Annotated in this window: 13 protein-coding genes; 10 read left to right on the top strand and 3 right to left on the bottom strand. The window is 68.6% G+C overall.

Going from position 1 to position 25,478, the window contains the following annotated elements; genetic code table 11:
* The first annotated feature begins 51 nt into the window (after nucleotides 1-51).
* From LLH23_12340 to LLH23_12310, 7 genes are all read left to right on the top strand, one after another.
* Nucleotides 52-3,933 carry a hypothetical protein gene (locus LLH23_12340; protein ID MCE5239265.1) on the top strand — a complete coding sequence of 1,294 codons (3,882 nt, stop codon included), beginning with the start codon at nucleotides 52-54 and terminating at the stop codon, nucleotides 3,931-3,933.
* 216 nt (nucleotides 3,934-4,149) lie between these two features.
* A complete protein-coding gene (locus LLH23_12335; protein ID MCE5239264.1) occupies nucleotides 4,150-5,895 on the top strand; it encodes a glycosyltransferase family 39 protein in 1,746 nt (581 codons plus the stop codon).
* 84 nt (nucleotides 5,896-5,979) lie between these two features.
* Nucleotides 5,980-7,191 carry a glutamine-hydrolyzing carbamoyl-phosphate synthase small subunit gene (gene carA / locus LLH23_12330; protein ID MCE5239263.1) on the top strand — a complete coding sequence of 404 codons (1,212 nt, stop codon included), beginning with the start codon at nucleotides 5,980-5,982 and terminating at the stop codon, nucleotides 7,189-7,191.
* Between the two features lie 70 nt (nucleotides 7,192-7,261).
* On the top strand, nucleotides 7,262-7,732 hold the full coding sequence (locus LLH23_12325) for a type II secretion system protein GspG (GenBank protein MCE5239262.1): 471 nt from the start codon (nucleotides 7,262-7,264) through the stop codon (nucleotides 7,730-7,732).
* Complete coding sequence (locus LLH23_12320; GenBank protein MCE5239261.1) at nucleotides 7,729-10,710, top strand: beta-galactosidase; 2,982 nt, start codon at nucleotides 7,729-7,731, stop codon at nucleotides 10,708-10,710. The genes LLH23_12325 and LLH23_12320 overlap by 4 nt, the downstream gene beginning before the upstream one ends.
* A 16-nt stretch (nucleotides 10,711-10,726) precedes the next feature.
* The gene (locus LLH23_12315) at nucleotides 10,727-11,413 is read left to right on the top strand and encodes a zinc dependent phospholipase C family protein (GenBank protein ID MCE5239260.1); all 687 of its coding nucleotides are present in this window, start codon (nucleotides 10,727-10,729) and stop codon (nucleotides 11,411-11,413) included.
* A 124-nt stretch (nucleotides 11,414-11,537) separates the two neighbouring features.
* Complete coding sequence (locus LLH23_12310; GenBank protein ID MCE5239259.1) at nucleotides 11,538-14,378, top strand: PQQ-binding-like beta-propeller repeat protein; 2,841 nt, start codon at nucleotides 11,538-11,540, stop codon at nucleotides 14,376-14,378.
* 63 nt (nucleotides 14,379-14,441) lie between these two features.
* On the opposite strand, the gene LLH23_12305 is transcribed toward LLH23_12310, so the two are convergent.
* Entirely contained in the window at nucleotides 14,442-15,278 is an 837-nt protein-coding gene (locus tag LLH23_12305) for a sugar phosphate isomerase/epimerase (protein ID MCE5239258.1), read from the bottom strand.
* An 18-nt stretch (nucleotides 15,279-15,296) separates the two neighbouring features.
* Nucleotides 15,297-16,079 carry an amidohydrolase family protein gene (locus LLH23_12300; protein ID MCE5239257.1) on the bottom strand — a complete coding sequence of 261 codons (783 nt, stop codon included), beginning with the start codon at nucleotides 16,077-16,079 and terminating at the stop codon, nucleotides 15,297-15,299.
* 136 nt (nucleotides 16,080-16,215) lie between these two features.
* Here LLH23_12300 and LLH23_12295 point away from each other — a divergent pair, with 136 nt between their 5' ends.
* The 3 genes from LLH23_12295 to LLH23_12285 are packed head-to-tail and all read left to right on the top strand — an operon-like array spanning nucleotide 16,216 to nucleotide 20,895.
* Complete coding sequence (locus LLH23_12295; protein ID MCE5239256.1) at nucleotides 16,216-18,657, top strand: hypothetical protein; 2,442 nt, start codon at nucleotides 16,216-16,218, stop codon at nucleotides 18,655-18,657.
* Nucleotides 18,658-18,682: 25 nt separating this feature from the next.
* Entirely contained in the window at nucleotides 18,683-19,744 is a 1,062-nt protein-coding gene (locus LLH23_12290) for a M23 family metallopeptidase (GenBank protein ID MCE5239255.1), read from the top strand.
* Nucleotides 19,741-20,895, top strand: coding sequence for a uroporphyrinogen decarboxylase family protein (locus LLH23_12285; protein MCE5239254.1), 1,155 nt, complete (start codon nucleotides 19,741-19,743; stop codon nucleotides 20,893-20,895). Before LLH23_12290 ends, LLH23_12285 begins: the two co-directional genes overlap by 4 nt.
* A 113-nt stretch (nucleotides 20,896-21,008) precedes the next feature.
* Here LLH23_12285 and LLH23_12280 read toward each other — a convergent pair whose 3' ends face one another.
* On the bottom strand, nucleotides 21,009-25,217 hold the full coding sequence (locus tag LLH23_12280) for a hypothetical protein (GenBank protein MCE5239253.1): 4,209 nt from the start codon (nucleotides 25,215-25,217) through the stop codon (nucleotides 21,009-21,011).
* Nucleotides 25,218-25,478 lie beyond the last annotated feature (261 nt).

Genomic DNA, 25,478 nt, shown 5'->3' with positions numbered 1-25,478 from the left:
GAGCCCGGTGGGGCGCGCGTACCACCACATGCCCTTCGGAGCCAAGCCTAGATGAATGCCAGACTCGTCGTTGCCCTCATGCTGTTGGTTGGGGTGGGTACGGCTGCGGCCGCTGAGGCGGCGCCGGAGGCGGCGCTGGCACAGGCGGCCCTGGAGATGGAGCAGGGCCGTGTGTTCGTCTCGGGCGCGGCCCTGGGGCTGTCGGTCGGCGACGTGGACCTGCGTTCGGACCGGGTGTATGACTACACCTTCAGCTCGGCGCCGACTGACTGGGTCGTGCGCAGCGGCCAGTGGAACGCCACCAACCGCTGGACTTGCAGCCCGCAGTGGTCCTGGTACGGAGGCTACTCGCCCGACGGCATCGCCGCGATGTGGAACAAGCGGGAGTTCATGGGTGATGTCACCGTCGAGTTGCACTGCGCCTTCAAGATGCGCGTGAACCGCGACCCCACATACCTGCATCCCAATGACCTGAACATCAGCATCTGCGGCGACGGGGTCAATCCCGACAGCGGCTACTCGTTCATCGTCGGCGGTGACGGCAACCGCTGGACCCGCATCATGCGCGGCGACCGTGTGATCGCCGAGACGCGCGACCCGAAGGGGCTGTGGCCGATCTATGAGAACGGCCAGCCCAGCACATATGAATGGCACCGCAAGTGGTGGCAACTGCGGGTGCGCAAGACCGGACAGAAGCTGCAGGTCTACCTGGACGAGAACCTGGCCCTCGAGGGCACCGACCCCAACCCGCTCCCCGGCGGCCGCGTGGGGCTGTGGGTCCTCAAGAACGACATGATCACCCCGCGCGTGAAGGTCTACTATGAGAGCGAGAAGCTCCCGCGCGACGCGATGCCGGCGACGCCCTCGCCGCTGGTGGCCACGACGACCGTGGCCGAGCCCCAGGCCGTCCTGACCTGCACCACCCATCCGTCACTCCAGAACGACTTCGAGAACGCGCTGGGCACGATCACCGCGCGCGACGAGGACCAGGGCGCGGTCTGCTCGATCGTGCCGGACGATCCGGCGGGGCAGGGACACTCCCTGCAACTCTCCAACCGCGCCGCCGGCGGCAACTTCGGCGTCAACCTCATCACTCCGCAGTTCGATGCCCGCCAGCTCTCGCGGCTGTCCTTCGACTACCGGCTGACCCCGGACGCGAAGGTCAACCTGTACTTCACCCAGGGCAGCAAGCAGTATGAGATCGTGTTCGGCGGGCTGAAGGGGCCGGCGAACGGCTGTGAGATTCTCGGCGCCATCGGCGGTGTCGTGGCCGACGGCAAGTGGCGCCACGCGGAGTTCGACCTGCTCGGGGCGCTGCAGGAACGGGTGGGGCTCGGCGCCTCGATGATCTGCAGCGACCTGTGGGCCGGCAACCTGAGCAACGAGGGCTACCTGATGGCAGGCTTCGGCGGCAACCACGCCGGGGCTACCTGGTACATGGACAACTTCTACGCCGGACAGGCGCGAGGGACGAAGCTCGATTTGGCCCTGACCCCGAAGACCGGGGTCGAGGTGGCGGGCTACGCCGTGGCGGTGGATGACAAGCCGCACGGCGCCGCACCCACCGAGGCCAACTGCAAGGACGGGCACTTCACCCAGGACCTCGCCGGCGAAGGCACGCTCTACGCCCACATCCGGCCGCTCCTCAAGGACGGTAAGCCGGGCAACGCCATCAACTATGCGTTGGGGGTGGACCGGAGCGCGCCGTCGGTGAAGCTGGCCGAACCTGCCGAGGGAACCAGCCTGACCGACCAGCCGGTGCGCCTGGCCATACAGGACCCGGGTGGCAGCGGTCCCGACCTGACGACCCTCAAGCTGACGGTGGGGCAGGCAGAGCTGAACGCAGCCTCGCCGGGCGTCACCTACGACCCGCTGAAGTCGGAGGTGGACCTGGACCCGCGCGCCCTGGGGCTGGCGCTGCAGGATGGGCAGCGCGTGGCGGTCGCTCTGACCGGCCTCTCCGACCGCGCGGGCAATGCGCTGGCCGCGCCGCAGAAGTGGGACCTGGGGCTGCAGGTCAGCAACGACAAGACCCCGCCGGCGGCGCCGCGTGTGCAGATCGGCGACGGCTATGTCTGCGACGACGACTTCGAGCGGGACCTGGGCCAGTGGGCCACGTACGGCGATGGGGGCGCCGTGCTGACACGCGATGCCAGCACCGCCAACAGCGGGAAGTACAGCCTGAAGCTGTACAACCCGCAAGCCGCGCGGCGCTTTGGGGCCTACGTGCTTCAGCAGCCCTTCGACGCCGGCAAGAACCGCATCGTCAGCTTCGCCTACAAGTGCGACGACCGACTGCGCGCCGACCTGGCGGTGTATGTCAACGGTGACTGGAAGCAGATCCACTTCATGGACAACGACGCGGAGCTGGGCAGCATCGGCAACGTGCCGGACGTCAAGCCCGACAACGAATGGCACACGGCCAGCTTCAACCTGTACGACATGCTGCGGGCCGACGACGCACAGGCGCCCACCTTCATCGTGCGCCAGTTCGTGATCGCCGATTGGGGCTGGGCCGGGAACCGGCCCGGCGCGGTCTACCACCTCGACGACTTCCAGATCATCCCGGTCGTCAGCGGCGCCAAGCCCCTGCGTGTGGCCTGGGCGTCGCCGGACGTGTCAGGCCTGGCAGGCGCCGCCTACGCACTGGATGCGCTGGCCGCCGGCGCCGCGCCCGAGAAGCTCAACGCACCCGGAGCTGAAGCCCAGGTGGACCTGTCGGGGCAGACGGACGCCTGGCTCCACGTGCGGGCCGAGGACAAGGCCGGCAACTGGAGCGCCGTGACCAGCCGGCGGGTGCTGGTCGACTCCGAGGCCCCGACGGCTGTGGCGCAGGGGCCGGCGGCCGGTCAGAAGGCTGCTACGTCGGTGGTCAGTATCGGGCTGGCCGACAAGGGGCTGGCCGGCATTGACCCGGCGACCATCCGCCTGAAGGTCGGCGCGGCCGAGTACGCCATGGACGGCTTCGGCCTGCGCTTCATCCCCACCGGCGGCCGCCTGGTGTGGAACTGCGAGGAAGTGCGCCCCAACCCGGTGGTCTTTGCCGACCAGGAGAAGGTGTCGGTGCAACTTTTGGCCGCAGCCGACTACGCCGGCAACCCGGTGCAGCCGCTGGCCCCCTGGGACTGGACCATGGACTACTCGCTGGACAAGCAGCCGCCGGTGGTCCGCGAGATCCACTCCACCACGCACCCGACGCACCTGACGCAGACCTTCGAGGACGGCCTCGCCTCCTGGCGCACCTACGACGGCGAGAACGGAGCCCGCGTGGAGCTGGACGGCACCGAGGCCAGCACCGGCAAGAACTCCCTGAAGCTCACCACCCAGCGTGCCGGCGGGCACATGTCAGCGATCATTACCAACGAGGCGTACGACTGCGAGAAGTACCCGGTGATCGCGTTCGACTACAGGATCCCCGCCAGCACCAAGCTGGCATTGAGCATCTCCATGCGCGGCAAGTGGCATGCCATCACCCTCAATGACGCGGCGACCGATGTGATCGGGCGGGTGCCGGGCGTGATCGCCGACGACAGGTGGCGGCATGCGCAGGTCGAGATCATGCCGATGATGCGCCGACAGTACGCGGACGGCCCGCTGGTCGCGGACCAGATCATGATTGGCGACCGCAACACAATGGACAACGCCGCGGGCGCGGTGGCCCACTTCGACAACCTGGTCATCGGGCAGATCGGCAAGTACCCGCCGGTGCTGCGCTGGCGCGCCACGGACACCACGGGCCTGAAGGGCTATAGCTACGTGCTGGACCAGAATGCTGCCACCGTTCCCGACGAGGCGATCGAGGGGCCGGAGGTGGCCAAGAGCTTCGAGGCCATGCCCGGTGGCATCTGGTACTTCCACATCCGCGGGCGTGACGGCGCCGGCAACTGGGGGCCGACCACGACCTACGCGCTGCTGCATCTGAAGGCCGACTAACCGGGGGCTCTGGCCGACTGTGGGGCGGGGCCTCGTGCCCCGCCCATCTGTCTGCTCGGCGCCCTCCTGGGCGGGGTACAAGCCCCCGCCCTCCACCTGCCCGGCAACCGGTCGATCCCCCCTGGCTGCACCCCCTGGCCTTGCGCCTGGCGAGCGGGGCCGCTATACTCTTGCTCGGACCTCAACCACAGCACGCATCGCCCCAGGAGCCGGAGCATGGACCCGATCAGGCTGGAGTCGTCCGCCCCTGCGCCCGCAGCAGACGCGGACCAGCCGCCCCGCCCTCCGGAGCATGTGCGGCGGGCCCGCCGGGTCTGGTTCCCGCTCCTGGTCATCCTGGCGCTGGCGGCGCTGCTGAGGATAGCGGGACTGGGCTGGGGCTTACCCAACGCGACCCACGTCTTCTCGTACCACCCCGATGAGTACCACTCGCTGCGCGGCGCCCTCTCGACCGTCCTGGCCGGCGACCTCAACCCGCACTTCTTCAACTACGGCAGCCTGTACCTGTACCTGGTGACGGTGGCGGTTGTACTGGCTGACAGCCCAGTGCCCGGGGTGATGAACCCCGAGGCCATGGCGAAGATGATGCACGACTGGACGCTGGCGGCCCGCTGCGTAGACCTGCTGCTGGCGCTGCTGACGGTGCTCGTGGCGTATCTGGCGGGTCGCGATCTGTTCGGGCGGCGGGGCGGACTGCTGGCAGCCCTCGCGGTGGCCGTCTTCCCCCTGCACGTGCTGCACTCGCACTACGCGACGGTGGACGTGCCGCAGGCGTTCTTCATTGCGCTGACGCTGCTGTTCACGGTGCGGATCGGGCGGCGGGCCACCACACGCGACTATCTGTACGCCGGGCTATGCGCCGGGCTGGCGGCCTCGGTGAAATACAACGGCGCGCTAGTGGTGATCGCCCCGCTCATCGCGCACCTCGTTGCCATCCCGGGCGAGCGGAAGACGCGGCTGGTGGCCTGGCAGCCGCTGGCGATGCTGGTGATCGCGGCGGCGGCCTTCGCCCTCACCTCGCCGTACACGTTCCTGGACTGGTCGCACGCCCGCGAGCAGATCCTGTTCGAGCTGAACCACATGCGTCTGGGAGAGGAGCCGGCACGGTCGGCTGACCCCAACGGGTGGCTGTTCCATGGTCTCGGCCTGACCCTGACCACAGGCGGGGCCACGGTGGCGGCGGTGATCGGTCTGCTCGCGGTGTGCTTCAGTCGCTTCCGGCGGCCGGCGCTGGGTGTCATCGTGTTCGGGGTGCTCTGGTTCGTGATGATCGCGCTGGCGAACGTGCGCTACGGCCGCTACGAGGTGGGCCTGACGCCGGTGCTGGCGCTGCTGGTGGCAGCGGGCCCGGCCGCCATGCAGCGGCGGCGGGCCGAGTTGCGCCTGGTGGCGGTGCTGCTGCCGGCCCTGGCCGTCGGGCTGTCGCTGGGGGTGTCGGCGACGCTGTCCCTGCGGCTGGCGCGCGAGTTCGACCCGCGCGATGTCGGGCTGCAGGCCATCATGCACAATGTGCCGCCGGGACGGACGGTGGGCATGGCGTGGGACCCGTGGTTCAATGTTCCGCCCGTGGACCCGCTGAATGGGGGACAGGTGCTGCGCGAGAACGGCTTCTGGCGGCAGTTCAGCCGGCCCCTGCGCCCGCTGGCCATCACGGGCGTGGACGCGGCGGCTCTGGAACGCACGCAGCCCTTCGCGTATACGCTGAGCAACTTCGAGGTGCGTGACGCGCTGCGCCTGGAGCAGCCGGAAGCCCGGCAGTTCCGCGAGACGCTGAGCCGGCTGTACCTGCCGGCGGCGGTCACGGCGCGCGAGGCGCCCCTGTCAGGAGTGCTGGGCTGGTACCCGCCCCAGGACTGGCTGTACCCCTTCCCGGAGGTGACGGTCCACATCCTCAGGGCTCTGCCGGCCGCCCCTCTCGCCCCGGCCAAGCCGTCCGTGCCGCCGGCAACAGCACATCCTTGAGGCCCGGAGGGGACAAGTGGTATAATTGCCTGGGTCCCCCGACGACCCTTCCTCAACCCGTCACTCCCAACCGGTGCCACCAACATGAGCGTGTTCAAGCAACACAAGCCTGCCATCCTGGGTCTCGAGGATGGAACTGTTTTCGTGGGCGAGTCCTTTGGCGCCGAGGGCGAGCGGCATGGTGAACTCGTGTTCAACACGGGCATGACCGGCTACCAGGAGGTGCTGACCGACCCCTCCTATCGCGGCCAGATCGTGACCATGACCTACACCCAGCAGGGCAACTACGGCCTCAACACCGAGGATGACGAGAGCTGGCGGCCGTGGGTCGAGGGCTTCGTGGTACGCGAGGCCTGTCGCTTCCCCAGCAACTTCCGCGCGAAGATCAGCCTGCCCGACTATCTGGCCCGGCACGGCATCCCCGGCATCGCCGGGGTGGACACGCGGCGGCTGACCAAGCACCTGCGCACCCACGGCGCGAAGATGGCCGTGATCTCCACCGTGGACCTCGACCCCGACAGCGTCGTGGAGAAGGCACGCACGGCGCCGCGGCTGGAGGAAGTAGACTTCGTGGTGGACGTGTCGTGCAAGCGGCCCCGGCGCTGGGCCGAGGACGGCTACATAGACGAGGACTTCACACCCGACAAGCTGCCCCCCGATCGTGAGCCCCGGCCCAAGCCGCGAACAGTGGTCCGCGACGGCATGCCGCTGTATGCCCCGCGCATCTTCCGCGTGGTGTGCATGGACTGGGGTATCAAGCAGAACATCCTGCGCCACCTGTACAACCGCGGCTGTGACCTCATCGTCGTGCCGGCCCAGACGACGGCGGAGCAGGTGCTGGAATACCGCCCCGACGGCGTGCTGCTGTCCAACGGGCCCGGCGACCCGGAGTTGCTGGACTATGCCATCAAGACGGCCCAGGGCCTGATCGGCCAGGTGCCGGTATTCGGGGTGTGTCTGGGGCAGCAGATCATCGGCTGGGCAATGGGGGGGCGGACCTATAAGCTCAAGTTCGGTCACCGCGGCGTCAACCACCCGGTCAAGAACCTGCTGACCGGCGAAGTCGAGATCACCACCCAGAACCACGGCTTCTGCGTGGACTTCGATACGCTCCAGGGCTCGGGCATGGAGATGACCCATGTCAACCTCAACGACATGACCTGCGAGGGCCTGCGTCACAAGGAGCTGCCGCTGTTCTGTGTGCAGTACCATCCCGAAGCGGGCCCTGGCCCGCACGACGCCAGCTACCTGTTCGACAACTTCGTGCGCATGATGTCGGGGGAATGGCCGCTCTGACGGCGTGGCGGCGCGCCCCGGCTGGAACCTCTTCTTTTCCGGAGGGTTTGACAATACCAGGAGACACAGCATGAGACACAGCACGCGACGCGGCATGTCCCCGACGGAACTGCTCATCGCCCTGGTGGTTGTAGTCGCCCTAGCCTTCGGGTTCGTACAGTGGGTCAACGTCAAGGCGGAGGGTGACAAGCGCAAGCTGACCATCAAGCGGATGCTGCTGGTCGAGACGGCCATGCAGAAGTACTGCGCGGACTGCGCGGGTGCCTTCCCGACCGAGCGACAGGGCCTGATCGCCCTGTACCAGAAGCCGACTCAGCCCCCCATACCCAAGGGCTGGGCAGGCCCCTACGTATCGGACGCGCGGGTGGTGGACGACGCGTGGGGACGACGGCTGAAGTATGTCTGTCCCGGGCAACCCTATCCGGGCAGCGACGTGGCGCGGCCCTATGACCTGGCCAGCTACGGCCGTGATGGGTGCGAGGGGGGCAAGGGCCTCGACCGCGACATCAACAACTGGGATCGGAAGACGATGACACCATGAGGGCCTCGCGCTGCCTGCTCGCGTTGCTGGTGCTCACCGTCTGGGGCGGCGCGGCGGTGGCCGATGACGTGCTGGCCGACTGGACGGCCACGGCGGTCGAGTCCTTCGACCGCGAGCCATTCACCGTGACCGGGCCCCCCGACGCTGCCGTGCGCCGCGACTTCACCCGCTTCCGTCTCGCCCGCTGCGCCGATGCCCGTGTATCCGGGACTTCGGCGCGCTGGCAACTGCAGCCCCACGAGGGTGTGACCGAGGCGGCTCTACGGGTGAACACCACGGCGCCGGCCGACGGCTTCGCAGTGTGGATCAAGAATCCGCTCGAGCACGCGGTGCAGTTGTCGCTGCGGCTCACCGACGACGCGGGCCGCACCTTCACGACCCAGCCGCGAGGCCTGGGCTTGCAGAAGAACTGGTTCCGCTATGTCTTCGGCCTCGACGAGTTCCTCGCGGCCGACCCGCCCCCACAGTTGCCGTACCGCACCGTGGAGCTGGTGCTGTCCGCTCTGCCCCCGGCCGCTGAGACCACCCTCTATCTCGACGAACTGTGCGCCCTGCAGGCGCCGCCGCCCCACCTGACGGTGACGGACCTGAGCGCCCCCGCAGAGGTGACCGCGGGACACATCGCCACGATCAGGGCCGGGGTCGAGGCAACGCCGCCGCTGCTGCGGCCTGTCAGCCTCTCGGTGTCGCTGTCCCGCAGCGGCATGCCGGTGGCCACCAGGCAGCTCACGCTTGCGCCCCGCCAGTCGCGGCTGGAGATGGCTTTGGCGGTGCCGCGCCATATCGCGGGGGGGCCGTATCAACTGAAGCTCGCGGCGCCGGGGCACGACCTGTCGGGCGAGGTGGCGCGCACCCTCACAGTCCAGGCCGGTCCTGCGCCCACGGCGATCGAGGTGCGCCCCGCCGCGCAGGGGGGCTGCTTTGTGGTGGATGGCGTGGGGCTCCCCGTCCTGGGCGGGTGGTGGCGCGCCGAGACGCTACCCCAGCAGACGGCGTGGCTAATGCTCAACGTAACGAGTGACTTCGACTACACCGGGCACTCCGCCCCCGTCTGGTTGGGGCCGGACAAGTTCGACTACTCTCAGGTGCATGCCCGGCTGGCCGCGGCCCTGGGCGCCAACCCCGACGCCTACCTTATCCCGATCATCGCGATCTCCTCGCCGCCATGGTGGGATGCCCAACACCCCGGCGAGCTGATGGTGTTCGGCGACGGTAAGCCGCGCCTGCCGGCGTCCGTGCAGGCGGCCAAGCACACCTTCGCTTCGTGGGCCTCGGCAGCGTGGCGACGGGACGCCGGGGCGGCGCTCACGCGGCTGATCCAGCACCTGGAGAACAGCCCGTGGGGACCCGCCATCATCGGTTACCAGCTCGCCTCGGGCGAGGATGGGCGCTGGGCCTATCCTGGCGCCTCCGACGGCGCGTTCGCGGACTACAGCGCCCCCCAGCAGGAGGCCTTCCGGGCGTGGCTGAAGGCCAAGTACGGGGACGTGGCCGTTCTGCGCATGGCCTGGGGCCAGCCGCGGTCGCCGCTGGGTTCGGCCGAGGCGCTCAAGGAGCTCCAGCCGATCATGGGGTGGAGCCAGGTGCGCGTGCCGTCACAGGCGCGACGGTCGCGCTCCCCCAGCGGCGTGCTGCTCGACCCCAGCGGGGTCCAGGACGTCGTGGACTACCAGATCTTCTGCTCCGACCAGGTGGTGGACACCATCCGCGCCCTGGCGACGGTGGCGCGGGAGGCGACCGGGCGCAAGAAGCTCGTCGGCGTGGCCTACGGACACCCCTTTGATCTGGCGGCCACGCGGTGTGGCCTGCAGAATGGCGGCCACCTGGCGCTGTCGCCGGTCTGTTCGGCTGAGGAGCTGGACTTCATCGCCTCCCCCGGCACCTTCGGCGAGAGCGCCAATCCCCCCTTGGCCACGACAGTGGCCGCCTCCATCGCCCAGCACGGCAAGCTGTGGGTGGCACAGGGCGATGCGGGACGGAGCGAGGCAGCCGTGACCAACGCCGCCATGTGGGGAGGAGTCGCCGCGGTGGAGGCCCCGCCACAGGCCGCGTGGGTGCAGCGTCTGGCCGCACTGCCGCCGACCATGCCGCGTTCGGGCCCCGCTGAGATCGCGGTGGTCGTGGACGATATCAGCGCCGCCTACACGGCCTGCGGCTCGGAGTTGACGAAGCCGCTGCTGTCCGACCAACGCCTCGGTCTGGCCCTGATGGGCGCGCCCTACGATGTCTGGACCCTCGATGATGTGCTGAACGGGCTGGCCGTCGGCTATCGCATGTATGTCTTCCTCGACGCCTTCTATCTGGACGGCGAGGCGCGCAAGCAACTCCTGAGCGCGCTGTCGGCGCAGAAGTGCACGGCCGTCTGGGTGTATGCGCCGGGCGCCCTGGACACGGGGATGAACTCCCGCACGATCAAGGAGTTGACCGGCTTGACGCTGGCGCGCCCCCTGCGCCCGATCGAGGGGGCCGTCAAGGCTGACGAGGCCGACGGGCCGGCGCCTCGGACCGACCGCGGCCCGCTACAGGTGAAGCTGGCCGGTCCGGACCGCGTCATCTACGGCAGCACGCTGCCGGTGAGCCCTCGCTTCGCCTGCGTGGATGACCAGGCGGACATACGGGGCACGCTGGTGGGCACGGACTATGGCGGCCTGGCGGTGCTGGAGCGCAGCGGGGTGAAGTCGGTGTGGTCGGCGGCGCCGCATCTGCCGGCGTCGCTGCTGCGCAGCATCGCGCTCGACGCGGACGTGCACCTGTTCAGCGAGGGCGCCACCGGCGTGTACGCCAACCGCAACTTGCTCGCCATCCGGGCGGCCGCCGACGGCGAGCAGCATGTGCGCCTGCCGCGGCCGGCTGACGTGTTCGACCTGGCGACCGGCCGGCCCGTAGGCGCTACCGCCTCAACCGACTTTGCGGTGCGCATGAAGGCCGGAGAGATCAGATTCTACTACTGGGGGGCTGCGCCGCTGGCAGCGCCGTAACGGGGAGCGTTGCACCATGACCGAACTCGGGCACCTGCTTGTGGCTGACGCACTGCTCCAGCACCTGGAGTGGTCGGAGCGTCGCCGTGCGTCGCTATATCTGGGGTGCATCGCCCCGGACGCTTACCGGGTGACCATCGGCGTGGACTACCGCACGGTGCACTTCCGCAGCGCGCGGCACCCGGGCCAGCGGCTGACCGACTTCCTGCGCACGCACCTGCGACCAGCCCTCGCCGGGGGCGATGCGGAAGCCGAGGCCTTCTTCGCCGGCTGGCTGAGCCACATCTGCACCGACTACGTGTGGCGGCAGCAACTCCGGGCCGGCCTGCCGGAGCTGTGGGAGATGGTGGTGACGGCCCCGCGCCTCGAAGCCGTGGCGCTCAAGCACCAGTTCTACGACGAGTGCGACTGGGTGGACATTCAGCTCCACCGCCTTGACGGCGCCCGCATGGAGGAGATCCGCTGGCTGCTGTCCGAGGCCGAGGTGCGCTTCACCATTCCCCCGCTGCAGTGCAGTGACATCTACCGCTGGCGGCAACAGGTGGCCGATGAGATGTTGCCGCCGAGCAACTACACCGTGGACACGCCGCAACTGCTGAGTGTGGAGTTCGTGCAGCAGGCCCTCACCCAGGCGGTGGAGGAGACCCTGGGAATGCTGGCGTGGGAGAGCAAGATGGCCCGCGACGGCGAGGAGGTGAGCTAGCCGGGCCCCGCGCTGGCGACAGGCCTGTTGCCATTGACTTGTCCTCGTCAAAGGCTGTACAATCTACCCTGGATAAACCTACGCATCGCAGCCAGATTTGCACTCCGCTGTCGGGAGCCTTCCCATGCGCCTCTCCGCAGTTGTCGGCCTCATCGCACTACTCATCCTTCCCCTTGCGACCACACAGGCCCAGGAGACGGAGCGTGTCGGCGCGCCGCCGATGATCTGGGCCGTCCCGCACCTGCAGATCACCAGTGATGACGACACGCAGTTCCTGCGCGGGGTGGACACCACCCTGGCGCTGCCGCTGAGCCCTCGCACCCATGTCACCGCCACATGGTCCCTGGACCTGGACGACGACGACACCGCCACTGCCACCTTCAACTACGACACACCCATGAAGCGGGATACGGTCCTGCGCGGGCTGGTCGGCGTCATTCGTGACCGCTTCGGCATGGGAGTGACGCTGCATCGCAGCTACAAGGACTTCGGTGTCGGCGTGTTCGGACAGAGTGTGGACGGCGAGTTCGAGGGCGGGGTGATGCTCACGCGGCAGGTGCCGTGGGGGATCAAGCTGGCCCGGCCGCAGTCGCTGAAGCGTGAGGAGAGCGCGAAGTGGCCCAGTGGCGCCGGCGATGTGGGAGAGCTGGGGGCACGGGCGGCGCTGGCCTGGACCGCCGGCGACATCCACGAACTCGGAACCACCACCGCCTACTTCCCGACCTACCGGCACTCCTGGCCGCGCGAGGGACAGAGCGTCCAGGGCGTGTCGTACGCCAGCACGGAGTTCGCCCCGCCCGCCAAGCCGGCCTGGCGCTACCAGACGGAGGGGCCGGTGCGCGCCTCGGCCGCCATCGTGGACGGCATCGCCTACATCGGCAGCTATGACGGGTGGCTCTACGCGCTCGACGTGGTGCTTGGGCGGCGGCTGTGGCGTTTCCCCGCCGAGGCCCCGATCACCGGCGCCCCGGCGTGGGCCGACGGCCGCCTGTACCTGGGCACCGAGGCTGGCGACGTGTTCTGCGTCGCCCAGCCCCGGAAGGACGGGCCGCCCACCGGGCAACTGATCTGGCGCTACCGCACCTCTGCCGCTGTCACCGCCTCGCCGCTTGTGACGGACTCAGGGCTCGTGATCGTCGGCTCGTGCGACGGGTACATCTACGGCCTGGACCGCGCGGGTGGACGTCTAGTCTGGAAGATCTCCACCGGCGGCCCCGTGTTGGCCTCGGCCTCGAAGATGAGCCGCCCCATTCCCGCCGGGGTGGATGCGGCGGGGACGCCCACCATGCGCTCGCCGGGGGTGCTTGTGGGTAGCTCCGACGGCAAGCTCTACGCCATCGAGGAGGTCAAGGGACAGGTCATCTGGACCTTCACCACCGACGGCCCCATCACGGCCGCCACCGCGGCGCTCGACAACCGCTTGTTCGTCGCCAACCGCAGTGGCAGCGTCTACGAACTCGACGGCGTGAACGGCAAGCAGGTGTGGACGACCAAGGTAACCGGCAGCGTCGCCTACGCCCCGGCCTTGGACGGCAAGTGCGCGTATGTCACGACGATCGAGGGTGTGGTGAGCGCCTTCGACGCCAAGACGGGCCACCTGCAGTGGCAGACGGACCTCAAGTCCGCTGTGGCCGCGGCGCCGACGCTCGTGAATGGACAACTCATGTACGTCGCCTCACGCGACGGGCACCTGTGGACGCTGGAGCGGCCCACCGGCAAGGTCGTCGGTGTGCAGCGCGAGAGTGAGCCGCTGATGACGTGCGCGGCCATCGCCGACGGGCACCTGCTGGTGGGGGGCGACAATGGCACGGTGTTCGCCTACGTGCCGGGCAGCGGGGGGCTGCCGCTGCCGCCGTCCGAGGTGTCCGCGCTACCGCAACCCGTGGTGCCCGTGGAGCCCGTCGGGCCGTTGCCCACGCCGGTGGTGCAGCCGACCACGCCTGTGACGCCAGGCCCGACGGTGCCGACCCCCACGGCGTCGGCGCCGGTGCCTCCGTCCACGAACGTGCCGGCCCCCACCCCATCCACGGTGCCGACGACCTCAGCGCCCACCGCCACGGTGCCCCGGCAGACGGACGTGACGGCCACGCCGCCGCCGACCACCGGGCCGAGCCCGACCACCTCGGCCCCCGCCACGCTGGAAGCGCCGAAGACGCCGCCAGCCACGGCGCCGCCCACCAACGCCACGGTCGCCATCAAGCTGCCCACCAACTTCCCCTCGCCCGTGACGCCCCCGGCGACGAACATTGAGACGCCGACGCCCAACGTGGTGAAGCCGACCACGCCGTCGGTGGCGCCGCCGAGCGTGCCGGTGCCGCCGGTCAAGCCGCCGACTCCCACCCCCACACCGACTCTGCCATCCGTGACGCCGACGGCCACGCGCGTGCCGCTGCTGACTCTGATGCTGACCCCGGCGGACGGGCGCACGCCCGTGCTGCTCACCAACCAGTCGTACCTCTTTGTGGGCGGGAAGGTCGCGCCGGGCTCGGGTATCGTCGGGGTGCGCGTCAACGGCCTGGATGCGACCATCAAGAATGGCGAATACCAGACGCAGGTCAACTTCCCGGGGAAGGGTGAGTACCTGCTGCTCGTGGAGGCCGTGGATCGCGATGGCGGCGTCACCGGCTACCGGCGCACCATCAAGGTGCTCGAGGGGATGGACGCGACCGCGCCGGACACACTGAGCGTGCGCCAGCGCGGCGGCAGCGCGGTGCTCGCGATGAGTGCGGGGCTGCGGGTGTTGCAGGCGGCCAAGTACCGCAAGACGGTGGAGGTCCGCAACGACCAGGGCCAACTCGTCCACAATTGGACGGCGGCGGGTGATGAGACGGGCGAGATCAGTTGGAACGGCGCCAACGCCAACGGCACGGCGCTGGCCCCGGGCAACTATGAGATCATCTACATCCTCGCCGCCGAGAACGGGCCCATCGCGTGGATCCGGCAGAAGATAGAGGTGCAGGAGTAGGGACAGGGGATTGGGGATTGGGCAGGCCCCCTCCGGTGGCGGAGGGGGCCTGTTCGTTTGGGGCTAGAGGAACGACACGCCGATCTCGGCAGCGACCGAGCGGATGTGATCGGCCGCCAGGAGGTACTCCTCCTCGTTGGGCAGGTGCTCGATCATCAGGCACACGTCCGGATCCAGTTGCGACAGCTCCTCGAGATAGGCGTGATAGTCCAGCCCGCCCAGTCCCGGACGCACCTCGTTCAGATGGGTCGTGAGCTGCTCCTCCAGACGGATATCCTTGGCGTGGCAACTGCGGAACATCGGCCCCAGCAGCGCGAAGCTCTCACGGATCATCGCCGCATTCCCGAAGTAGGGCAGGACGCCGTTCACCATGTTGACGGGGTCGAAGTGCGCGGCGCACTGCGGGCGGTCAACGGCCGCCACGAGGTCGGCGTAGGACTGCGGCGTGTGGGGCGGCACCCATGGCATCGTCTCCAGCGTGTAGAAGGTGCGTTGCGGCTGGACCGTGTCAATGATGTCGCGCACCGTCTGCACGATCAGGTCGAAGGTAGCGGCGCTCAGGTTATCCGGGTGCGGGCCGTCCCACTTGCTGCCCCGGGCTCCGGCGATGTTGACGCAACAGCGCGCCCCGATGCGGTCGGCCAGGGCCAGGCCGCGCTTGCACTTGTCCAGCGCGGCGGCAGCTTCGGCGGGGTCGGGCGAGATGGGGTTGCTCCAGGTGCCGACCTCGGCGATGATGATATCATGCCGCCGCGCGGCCTCGGCGTACGACGCCACCGTGGCGTCGTCGGCGTCGGGGCCTATGGGGCAGTAGGCGCAACCATAGCCGTAGCCTTTGACCACGGCGGCCCACTCCTCGGCATTCGTGAACGGCTTGAACACGTGTGCTCCCAGACGCATCTGTGCCTCCGATGAAGCCTACGCGAGGGCGCGCAGGAGGTTGTCCCCCAGGATGGCGCGCTCGGCATCGGCGCCGAGCTCCAGCGCCCGCAGCCCCTCGAGCGCCATCGTCTGCGATTGCCACGGGAAGTCGCTGCCGAAGAGCACCTTGTCCGTGCCGTGGTTGAGCGCGATGCGGCGCAGTTGCTCCACGGGCGCCCGGTCGGTCGTGTACGACAGGTCGAACCACAGCCGCCGCCCGACCAACTCGCGCTCGACCCCGTCCCACAGCTTGTAGCCCCCCGCGTGGGCGGCGATCATGCGCAGCTTCGGGAAGCGATCCAGCAGGCGAGCGAGACGCTCGGGCGTGGGCTGGATCTCCGGCAGGGGGAAGATCTCGTCCCCGGCATGCATCATCACCAGGAAGCGGTCCGCGATGAGGTCGAGCAGGCGGGCGAACTGCGGGTCGTCGAAGGTGAACTGCTGGAAGAAGGGTTGCAGCTTGAGGCCCTTGACCCCGGCGCGCTCGACCCGCTTGAGTTCCTCGGCCGCATCGGCGCAGTGCGGGTGAATGGCGGCGAAGGGGATCAGGCGCTCGTCTCGCAGCGAGAGCAGCCAGTCGTTGATGGGCCGGACCTGCGAGGGCTTGGTGGCGACGGGGCAGACCACGATGCGGTCCACGCCGGACTGCGCCATGTGCGCGAGTACGTTGGCGACGGTGGGTATGACGACGGGCTCGGCTCGGTAGGCCTCCCGGAGCGCCGCCACGGCCTTGGCCGCGATGTCGTCGGCGAAGATGTGAGTATGGCAGTCCACGATCATGCCTGTACCTTCGTCTCGTCGCGAGCGTATCCCTCCCGGCGCAGGTCGGGCCGGGCGCGAGGAGAATAGTGCGTGGTTACGGTGGCCGCATGCCCCCGGCCCGAGCCTACGCCGCCCGTCACCGAGGAGACTCCCCATGGCCCTTCCCTGGAAGCCGTATGAACTGGACTACGTGAACCGCCTGCTGCAGGTCGAGACCGAAGACGGCTCGGTGCGACTGCGGTTCGACATGACGCTGCAGGCCGACGGCGTCGAGCACAGCCTCGTCAAGGCCGCGATTGAGGCGGGGCCGTCGCGGTCGGTGACCACTCCCACAACTGCGGCTCTGGAGAGCCGCGCTCCCACGTCGCTCCGCCTGCCCGTCAGGTTCTGGGCGCCTGACCTGGACTGGACCATCCGCCTGGACCGGGGCGCTGACGGGCGAAGCCTGCTCATCTCGTCGGAGATACATAATCCCACCGACGCACCCATCCGGCTAGGCGAGTGTCGGCTGGTGAGCATCGCGGGGGACAGGGGAGAGGCGGTGTTAGCCGGGGACGATGGCAACGCCGTGTACCTGCATGTCTCCGGGACCACCGGCCCCACGCGTGTGCATCGCGCCGACGAGGCCGAGGACAGCTTCTCGCGCGTCCTGCTACAGTTCGTCAGCCACGCGGCCGGGCGCGCGCTGCACCTGGGGTTCGTGCCCTTCACCCACCAGCACACCATTCATCGCTTCGACTACGGCCAGGACGGCTTGGCCTCGCTGGAGTGCGTGTGCGACTTCCAGGACTACCTGTTGCCGCCGGGCGAGACCATCGCGACCGAGACGCTGGTGATCGAGGCGAGCGAGGACTTCCACGAGTCGCTGCACCACTGGGCCGACCGGGCGGCGGAGGTCTACCGGCCGCCGATCTGGCCGAAGACACCCGGCGGCTGGCTGGGCTGGTCGTGGGTGGATGCCTTCAACACCGACACCTATGAGGACGTGGTGCTACGCAACTGCCGGGCCCTGCGCGAGCGGCTGCCGGGCTGCGACATCGAGTATGTGTGGGTCAGCATCGGCAACATCAAGGACGGCTACCCGGGCAACTGGCTGGAATGGGACACGACGAACTTCCCGAGCGGGCCGGAGCACCTCACTGCGGAGTTGGGCAAGCTGGGCTTCAAGCTGGGCTTCTGGTGTGGGGCGTTCTGGGTCTGCGCAGGGGCAGAGGAGAAGATGGCCCAGCTCCAGGACGCCTGCCTGAAGCGAGACGGCGCGCCGGCGATGGCCGTGCCCCACTGGAACTACGGGGCCGCAGCGCGCCTGCCCCTCGACCAGCGCCCGCCCATCTACTCGCTCGACCCCACGCATCCCACTGCGCGCGACTTCATCGCCAGGGTCTTCGCGACGTACCGCGAGTGGGGCATCCGCTACTACATGGTGGACTTCCTCAACGCTATCGCGCATCCGGTGGAGGGCGCGGTGTATGACGAGCACCACGACCCCTCGGTGCTGCGCGGGCCCGATCTGCTGCGGCAGGGCCTGGAGACCGTGCGCGAGGCCGCCGGGCCGGACACATACCTGCTATCCAGCTCCGGGCCGAACCTGTGGGATGTGGGCCTCATGGACGCCTGCCGCATGGGCAACGACTACGGCGAGGGGCGGGCCATCAACCCCGAGAGCTACTTCTACCCGGCCAGCTTCGTCATCAACGGGGCCAACTTCTGGACCTCGCACAGCTACGCCTCGGGCAACCTGGCGGGCTACTACTTCACCCACCGCAAGCTGTTCGTGAATGACTCGGCGAATGTGCTCACGCTCGATCAGCCTGTGCCGCTGTGCGAGGCGCAGATCGTCGCCAGCCTCTTCGGCATTTGCGGCGGGCCGGTGATGCTCGGCGATGACATCGCGACGATTTCCGAGGAGCGGCTGAACCTGATTCGCAAGGTCTTCCCGCGCACGCCGGAGATCGCGACACCGGTGGACCTGTTCGACCGGCCGCTGCCGGCCTACCCGCGCGTGTTCCACAACCACGTGCAGGCCGACTGGGGCGAGTGGGACATCGTGACGGTGCTCAACTACGACGACGAAGCGCTGACGCTGCCGATCTCGCTGGCGGGTCTGGGCCTCGACGGGATCAGGGCGGGGTGTCCCCCGCAGCGGGACGGCGACCCCGCCACGTACCGCCTCTTCGAGTTCTGGAACGAGCAGTACCTGGGCCTCGTCAGCGGGGAGTTCACCGCCGTTGTCCCGCCGCGCTCGGTCCGCGTGTATCGCCTGTCGCGCCACACGAAGCACCCGTGGGTGTTGGGGACGGACATGCACCTGATGCAGGGCCAGGTGGAGCTGAGCGAGGTGCAGTGGGACCGCGAGAGCTTGACGCTGTCGGGCACGGCCACGCGGCCACCGGGGTGCACGGGCACGCTGTTCCTGGCCGTCCCGCGCGGCCTGGCCGCGACCGACCCGCGCGGTTGGCACGTCGCCCGCGACGCGCACGACCAGACGCTCGTCATCTCGCGGCAGTTCGCCTTCGGCGATGAGCCCATCGAGTTCGTGATCGGCTTCAAGGTGTACGACGAGAAGATCGCGATGGAGGAGTTGGACCTGCGGTAGCGCGGATCTTCCGGAGGGCAGACGGATGCGGAAGTGGCTGGTGTGCGGGTTGCTTGGTGCGCTCATGTCGTGGTGCGCGGCCCAGGGCGAGGACATCGTTCTGCAGGTGGTGCCGCGCCGGGTCTACGTCGCCTCGGACGGCGTGGTGCCGCGGTGGCGGGTCATGCTCGTGGCGGTGAACAAGACCTCCGCGGCCGTGACGCTGGAGCAAGTGCAGGTCTCACTCGTCACAGCCGCCGCGGCAACCACTGCGACGTACCGCGGCGATCGGCTGAAGGAAGTCGTGCCCGGACATCGCGAGGCGGCGCCGGGCAGACCGATCATCATGTACCTTGCCGACGATGGCAAGGCGCCGGGGCCTCCGGAGCACGCCGAAGTTGCTCTGTCCCTCAAGGTCGGCGATTCGGCCGTCAGCAAGACGTGGAGTCTCGACCTCAAGCCTCGGACGACGACCTACTACCGCTTCCCGCTACGCGGCAGGTGGATCGTGGCCAATGGTCGCGAGGCCCAGCATGGTGGTGGCATTGCCTTCGCCTTTGATCTCATGAAGCCGCAGGACTACGACGTGGTGTTTGGTCCTTCCGACCACGACCCTCCACTGACGGATTTCGAGGGCTACGGCCAGCCGGTGCTGTCGCCCGTAGCGGGTCGCGTCGTCGCGGCTCGCGGCGATCGTCCAGATGTCGCCCCGTCTCTGAAGCAGCCATCGTTTGCGGGCAAGATCCCTGCGGACAGGACGGAGCTGGTGGGCAACTACCTTGTGATGGACGCCGGCCACGGGCGCTTCATGTTCCTCGCCCACTTCAAGCAGGGCAGCCTGCAGGTGCAGGTCGGCGATGAGGTGTGCGCGGGTCAGCCACTGGCCCGCGTGGGCAACTCCGGCAACACCAACGCTCCACACTTGCACATCGAGGTGCTCGACGGCGCCCCCGATCTGCCAAGCGTCCCCCGCATCGCGCAATCCGGCCTGCCCTTCGGCTTCAGGAGCGTCCGCGTTGAGCGCGACGGCGTGGTGAGGCGCCTCGGTCACTGTATCCCGGTCCAGCGACAGATGATCTACGGAGACGATGAGAGGGCCAGCGAATGAGCGAGAGCATGACGGACTTCACTGCCCACAACGAGGAACAGGCCGCCGTCTGGAAGGCCTTCTACGAGGGCCGGCCGACCCGCGTGCCGATGACCTGCAACTGCTCGGCCCGCAACACGATCTTCAACGAGGTCGCCAACCCCGAGGGCTACGACTTCGAGCGGTTCTTTGGCGACCCGCGCGCGATGTTCACCCACGGCCTGCGGCGGCAGCACTACATCCGCCACGTCCTGTACTTCGACCAGGAGATGGGCCTGCCCGCGCGCTGGACCGTGGGCGTGGACCTGCAGAACTCGTGGGAGGCAATGTGGTGGGGCTGCCCGCTGCACTTCCGCGAGGGGCAGGTGCCGGACACGACCCCGCTGCTGCGCGCCGACAACAAGCGGATGCTGTTTGACCGCGGGATGCCCGAGCCGTTCAGCGGCTGGCTGGCGCGGGCGTGGGAGTACTACGAGCAGTTCCAGGAGTGGGCGCAGGCGGAGGAGTTCATGGGCCGGCCGATCGCCGTCGGCGGCGTGCCGGGGGCAAGCTGCGACGGCGTCTTCACGGTAGCCGTTGCGCTCATGGACCCCACCGCCCTGATGATGGAGATGTACACCGATCCCGACTTCGTGCACGAGTTGCTGGGCTTCATCACCGAGGCCAGCATCCGCCGCATCAAGGCCTTCCGGACACGCCTCGGACAGCCGGAGACGAGTACGGCCGTCGGCCTGGCCGATGACGCCATCCAGATGCTGTCGCACGACTGCTACCGCGACTTCGTGCTGCCCTATCACAGGCGCATGGTCGCTGAGTTCGGCTCAGTGGGGCCGAACTCGATCCACCTGTGCGGCGACGCCACTCACCACTTCCGCTTCATCCGTGATGAGCTGAAGGTGATGAGCTTCGACACGGGCTTCCCGGTGGATCATGGGTGGCTGCGGGAGGAGCTGGGGCCGGAGGTGACGATCTACGGCGGCCCGCACGTGGAGTTGGTGCGCAGCGGCCCAATCCCGGCGCTAGTGGCGGAGACGAAGCGCATCCTACAGTCGGGCGTGATGGAGGGCGGCAAGTTCGTCCTGCGCGAGGGCAATAACCTCGCCCCGCACACCCCGCCCGAGCACCTCAAGGCGATGTACGAGACGTGCCGGGAGTACGGACGGTACCTGTAGTGCCCCTCCGTCGTCCTACCCCCGCGCCTGCGGCGCGACCCCTCCCTGAAGGGAGGGGTGACGGCATCGGCCGTTGCCGTTACCCTTGACCCTCGACCCTTGCCCCTCCACCCTCACTGTCTCGTCACGACCAGCGGCTTCAGCATCTGCTGGCGGTCGCTCCTTGCCAGTTCCGTCGCTGGCGGCGTGCCCTCCTTGAGGACGTGGATGAAGTACGCCACGGTCTGCCCCGGCTTGGTCTGGCCGCCGCTGAAGCCCAGACCCGCCTTGCTCCCGCCATCCCAGTAGCCGACGTTGGCGAACGGCGTCACCGGAATGCCGTTGATCGCCCACGTGGGGCCCCAGGTGGCGTACCACTGTGGCCCGGGGTTCTTGCCTGACACGTTCTCCGCATCCCCTTTGCCGTCTATGCGCGCCTTGTTCCCCTTGTCGTCCTCGTAGTCGGCGTCGGCCATGTAGTAGGCCCGGCTCATGGTGCCATAGATCTCCGACGACAGCACCTGCACGGTGAAGTAGTCGGGGGTGAAGGTGTATAGCTTCTCGTGGGCGTGGTTGTTGGCCATCTTCTTCTGCACGCGGATGATCGTGCAGATCGGCCCGTCGCTCAGGACATCGAACGATTGGACCTCGCCCTGTTCGTCCACCCAGCCCGTGTCCTTGGACGAGGTGCCCAGGTTCGTCATGACCTGGAGCGGACCGACCCGCACCGCGCGGATGTAACCCTCGGCGAACTGCACGCTATACGTGCCGTTGTCATACGTCGTGCGGTCGGCCTGCCAGCAGGAAGGGGCGGTCTGGCGGTGGCGCTTCGGCACGGCGCGGTCGAAGTAGACGCGGCAGGCGAGGCTGTTGCCCGGCTGCATGTCGCGCGGGAGTTGGAAGACCAGCTCGGTGCCCGATGACAGCGAAGGCACGAGTTGGGCGAGGCACTGGGCGCCGCTATCGGTCAGCACCACGCGCAGCGAGTCCGGGTCGCCGTCGCCCTTGAGGCCCAACTTCATCCGCTCCGCCGCCATGTCGAAGGGGACGCGGGCGAGGGGGCGGTGCAGGGCGGCTTCGGCCTTCACGGTGAGATCCAGGTGCCCATCCCACAGGGTCCAGTTTGGCGCGATCGGGACGCTGAAGGCCAGGCGGTTGTCGCGCAGACACAGCTCCTTGCCTGCCGTAGCCACCTCCAGCGCCAGGGGCACATCGCCGTCATACTGCGTGGAGTCGAACTGGAAGGAGACCGCCTTGGTCGCCCCGGGCGGCAGGTCCACTCGTTGCGTCCCTAGTTCCTGCGGCGTCGCCGTGCGGGTCACGAGGCGTACCGTGGCCTGCCTGGCCGCCTTGCCGCCGACGTTGCGGAGGTTGCCGGTGATGGCCACGCGCAGGCCCTGCTTGGTGGGGCCCGGGCCCCAGGGCTGCAAGCCCTGCCACTGCAGCTCGGCATGGTCGGCGAGGGCCTCAGGCGCGACCAGCGTGAGCGCCTCGCGGCCCTGCGTCTCGATGGGCATCAGAGTGCCCTTGCCGGCCGGCACGGTGACAAGCTGCTCCGGCTCGGCCTCAGGAGACATCGTGAGTATGTGCCACGGTCCGGCGCTCTTGCCGGGACACAGGGCGCGAACGTTGAGGCGCAGCCCCTTGGTGTCGGGGGCAAGGCTGACTCGCAGGCGCCCCGGGGCCTCGACCTTGCACGTTACGCCCCCGCCGCTGAACTCGATCAGACGCGGGATGCTCTCGGAGGCGTACAGGTAGTTGTCGCCGTGGATGCAGGTGACCGTGCGGTCGCCCTGCAGAGCGCGGTACTGCTCGATCCTGGGCCCCTTCGCATAGAAGCCGTACTGCGGCAGTTGCCATGACTTCGCGCCTTGCTGGAGCGTCCACGGCTTCTCGCCGAAGTTCACCCAGACGTTGGTCCCGTCGCCGAAGACGGTGTGTTGCACCGCCCGGTCGGCGGTCACGAACTCGTGGCTGACCATCTCCTCGAAGCCGATCTTCTCGTGCAGCTTGCAGGTGTTGCGGTAGCTCTCCAGCAGCCGGGCGCGCAACTCCGGCTTGCTCCAGTTGTAGCTGTACGGCTGGGCGACCCAGTACAGGGGCACCGTGCCGTAGAGCACGTTGAAAGCATCCTGCTTGACGCCCAGGTCCGGCGCGACCGCCTGCAGATGGCCGGTGCTGTCGCCCCAGTACCAGGTCGAGACGACACAGTCGTGGTAGACTAGTTCCCACAGGGGGTAGCGGTGCTTCTCGCCCAGGCCCCACTGCAAGTAGCGGTCGCCGATGGCCTCACGAGTCTGCGGTAGCTCCAGGCCGACGTGCCCGGCGGGCCAGGAGTAGAACCCGCCGCTCTGCATGCCCTCCCAGTAGTTGTAGATGTCCGCGCCCCACCAGCGTCCGTGCTCGCCGCCGAGCACGAGGCCCAGTTCGTCGCCCATGTAGCGCGCCAGCTTGCGGTTCACCTCGCGGTCCTGGGTGCGATCCAGCGGGTGCTTCTCGTGGTAGCACTCGCGCAGGCCGGTGGCGGTCGTGACATCAATGAACCGCGTGTTGTACGGGTAGATGGCCAGGTCCTTGGGAACCCACTTGCGGGCCACGGCCTCATAGAGCGCGCTACAACGCTTCATGAACTGCTTGGGCTTGTCGCCCTTGGTGAGCCACGCCTTCATACGGTCGCCGTTGGACTGGATGACGACATCATCAGCCTCGACAAAGTCGCCATACTGGCTGCCGTCACCCTCGTAGGCATCCTCGTAGTTGTCGTAGCGGCCCATGAGGAAGCCCATGGCCTTGATCTTCTCCATGTCGGCCGCCGACTGCGGGCTATTGAGCAGCATGCGGTCAATGCCCGCGGCGCGCGCCTCCTGGCAGAAGCGCAGATCGCTGCGCCCCCAGATGTCCGGGGCGCCCAGCAGGTTCGCCAGTTGCGGCTTCTTCCGCAGCTTCTCCTTCTGCGTCACCAGCATCCCCTGGCCCTTGATGTAGTCGCGGAAGCGCTTGCAGATGGCGACATGGCCGCCGTCGGCGCAGAAAGAGTAGCGGACCACCCGGGGCTCGGCGAAGCGCCCGCGGATGGGGTCGTGCTGCACGCCGGGGGCCAGCAGTGTGCTCTGGCCCGCCTTGACTGTCTCGAAGACCGCCTCCCCGTTGTCGCACGATGCGGGTAGCTCCCACAGCAGCATGTAGCCCAGCTTGCCGTCGGTTAGCCCCACCCAGGGCATATCCAGCACGCCACCGGTTCCCCAGAGGCGGCCCCGCCACGTCATGTCATCCGTCGGCACGCCGATGCCGTTGCAGTACTGCGCTCCGAGGATGCGTCCCGGGCGGTCAAGCACCAGCGGGTGCAGCACGCCGAAGCGCCCGGTCTGGGCCGTGCGGTCATCCGCATCCAGCACCAGTTGCAGCTCCGGTGTGTCGCCGAGCAGGCGGAAGGTGAGCGTGCCCGGGAAAGTCTTGCCCCCACTCTTGATCTGCAGCTTGAAGGAGGCCTCGCCGGGTCTGTCACCGGCGGGCTGGAACGCGGGGCCGGCCGGGGCCGCTGCGCCTGGCGTCGGCACGGCGCCCTGCGCGTCGGCCAGCGTCGCCTGGGCGAAGGTGTTGGGGTTGGAGTGGGCCCAGCCCAGGGGGTAGTAGAGCTGAGCCTCGCGGCCGGCGCCGTCGCAGTCGTTGATCCCGACGGCAAAGCGGAACTGGCCGCCCACGGCGGTGGCGGAGGCCTTCAGCAGTTGCAGGGGTAGCCGCGCCTCGACCTGGTAGCCGCCGGGCGTGCGCCGATGGGCGATGCGCGCGCCTGACACCGTACCCGTCGAGGACCACAGGTTACCACCCCCCTCGGTCAAGCGCAGGGCGTACTGGGTGTCGCCCAGCCAGAACTCGACGCTGTCCTTCTCCCACCATTGGGCCTCGTCGGCAGTGGGGAAGACCACCTTCTCGTCTTTCACGTCGGCCGCCAGGACGAGGCTGCCCGCATCCCACAGCAGGCGCACCCGGGCGCTGCAGTCGGCGGGGCCATCCACCTTGCGCGCATCGGCTACCATGTGCGGCATGATCTCGAGTAGCGCCCCGCGATCGGCCCATTCGCTCAGCACGCCGTCTACCTCGACCGGCTGGGCAGCTTGGGGCACCAGGAGCATGACGCCGGAAGTGGGCCCCGCGTCGGGACCGCGCCACAGATACCCGGCGCGCCTATCGAGGACCTGGAAGGTCCCTCCCTGCGCGTCCACCTCCACTCTCAGCGCCTGGTTCTCCAGCACCCAGCGCGTTCCCTCATGCGTGGTGCGTGGCGCCGCGGCGAGCGGCAGGGCCAGGGCGAGTACCGACAGCACGGCGGCGAAGCGTGTCATGGGGTGACCTCCAGGCAGGCTAGCGGCACTTCCGTGTGAGGCGAACGGGGCATAGTTCGGGCGCGGGAGCCCCCATTCCTGCCTGGGCGTCCGCATGCGATCGGCGGACACACCCGCCCTGCGCCTTGGCCATGCCATCCCTCTTGAGACATCCTTGCGTCAATCGTGGTAGAGCTGTGATTCGTCGGGGGAATACCCATAATGGAGGGTTGCCGCCGGAGGGGATGGCGGCCGCTTCACACCAGGTACTGGCCGCTTCGT

The sequence above is a fragment of the bacterium genome, assembly GCA_021372615.1.
Classification (GTDB): Bacteria; Armatimonadota; Zipacnadia; order Zipacnadales; family UBA11051; genus JAJFUB01.
The sequence above is the reverse complement of the archived record's forward strand: the minus strand, read 5'-3'. Positions and strand labels throughout refer to the sequence as shown.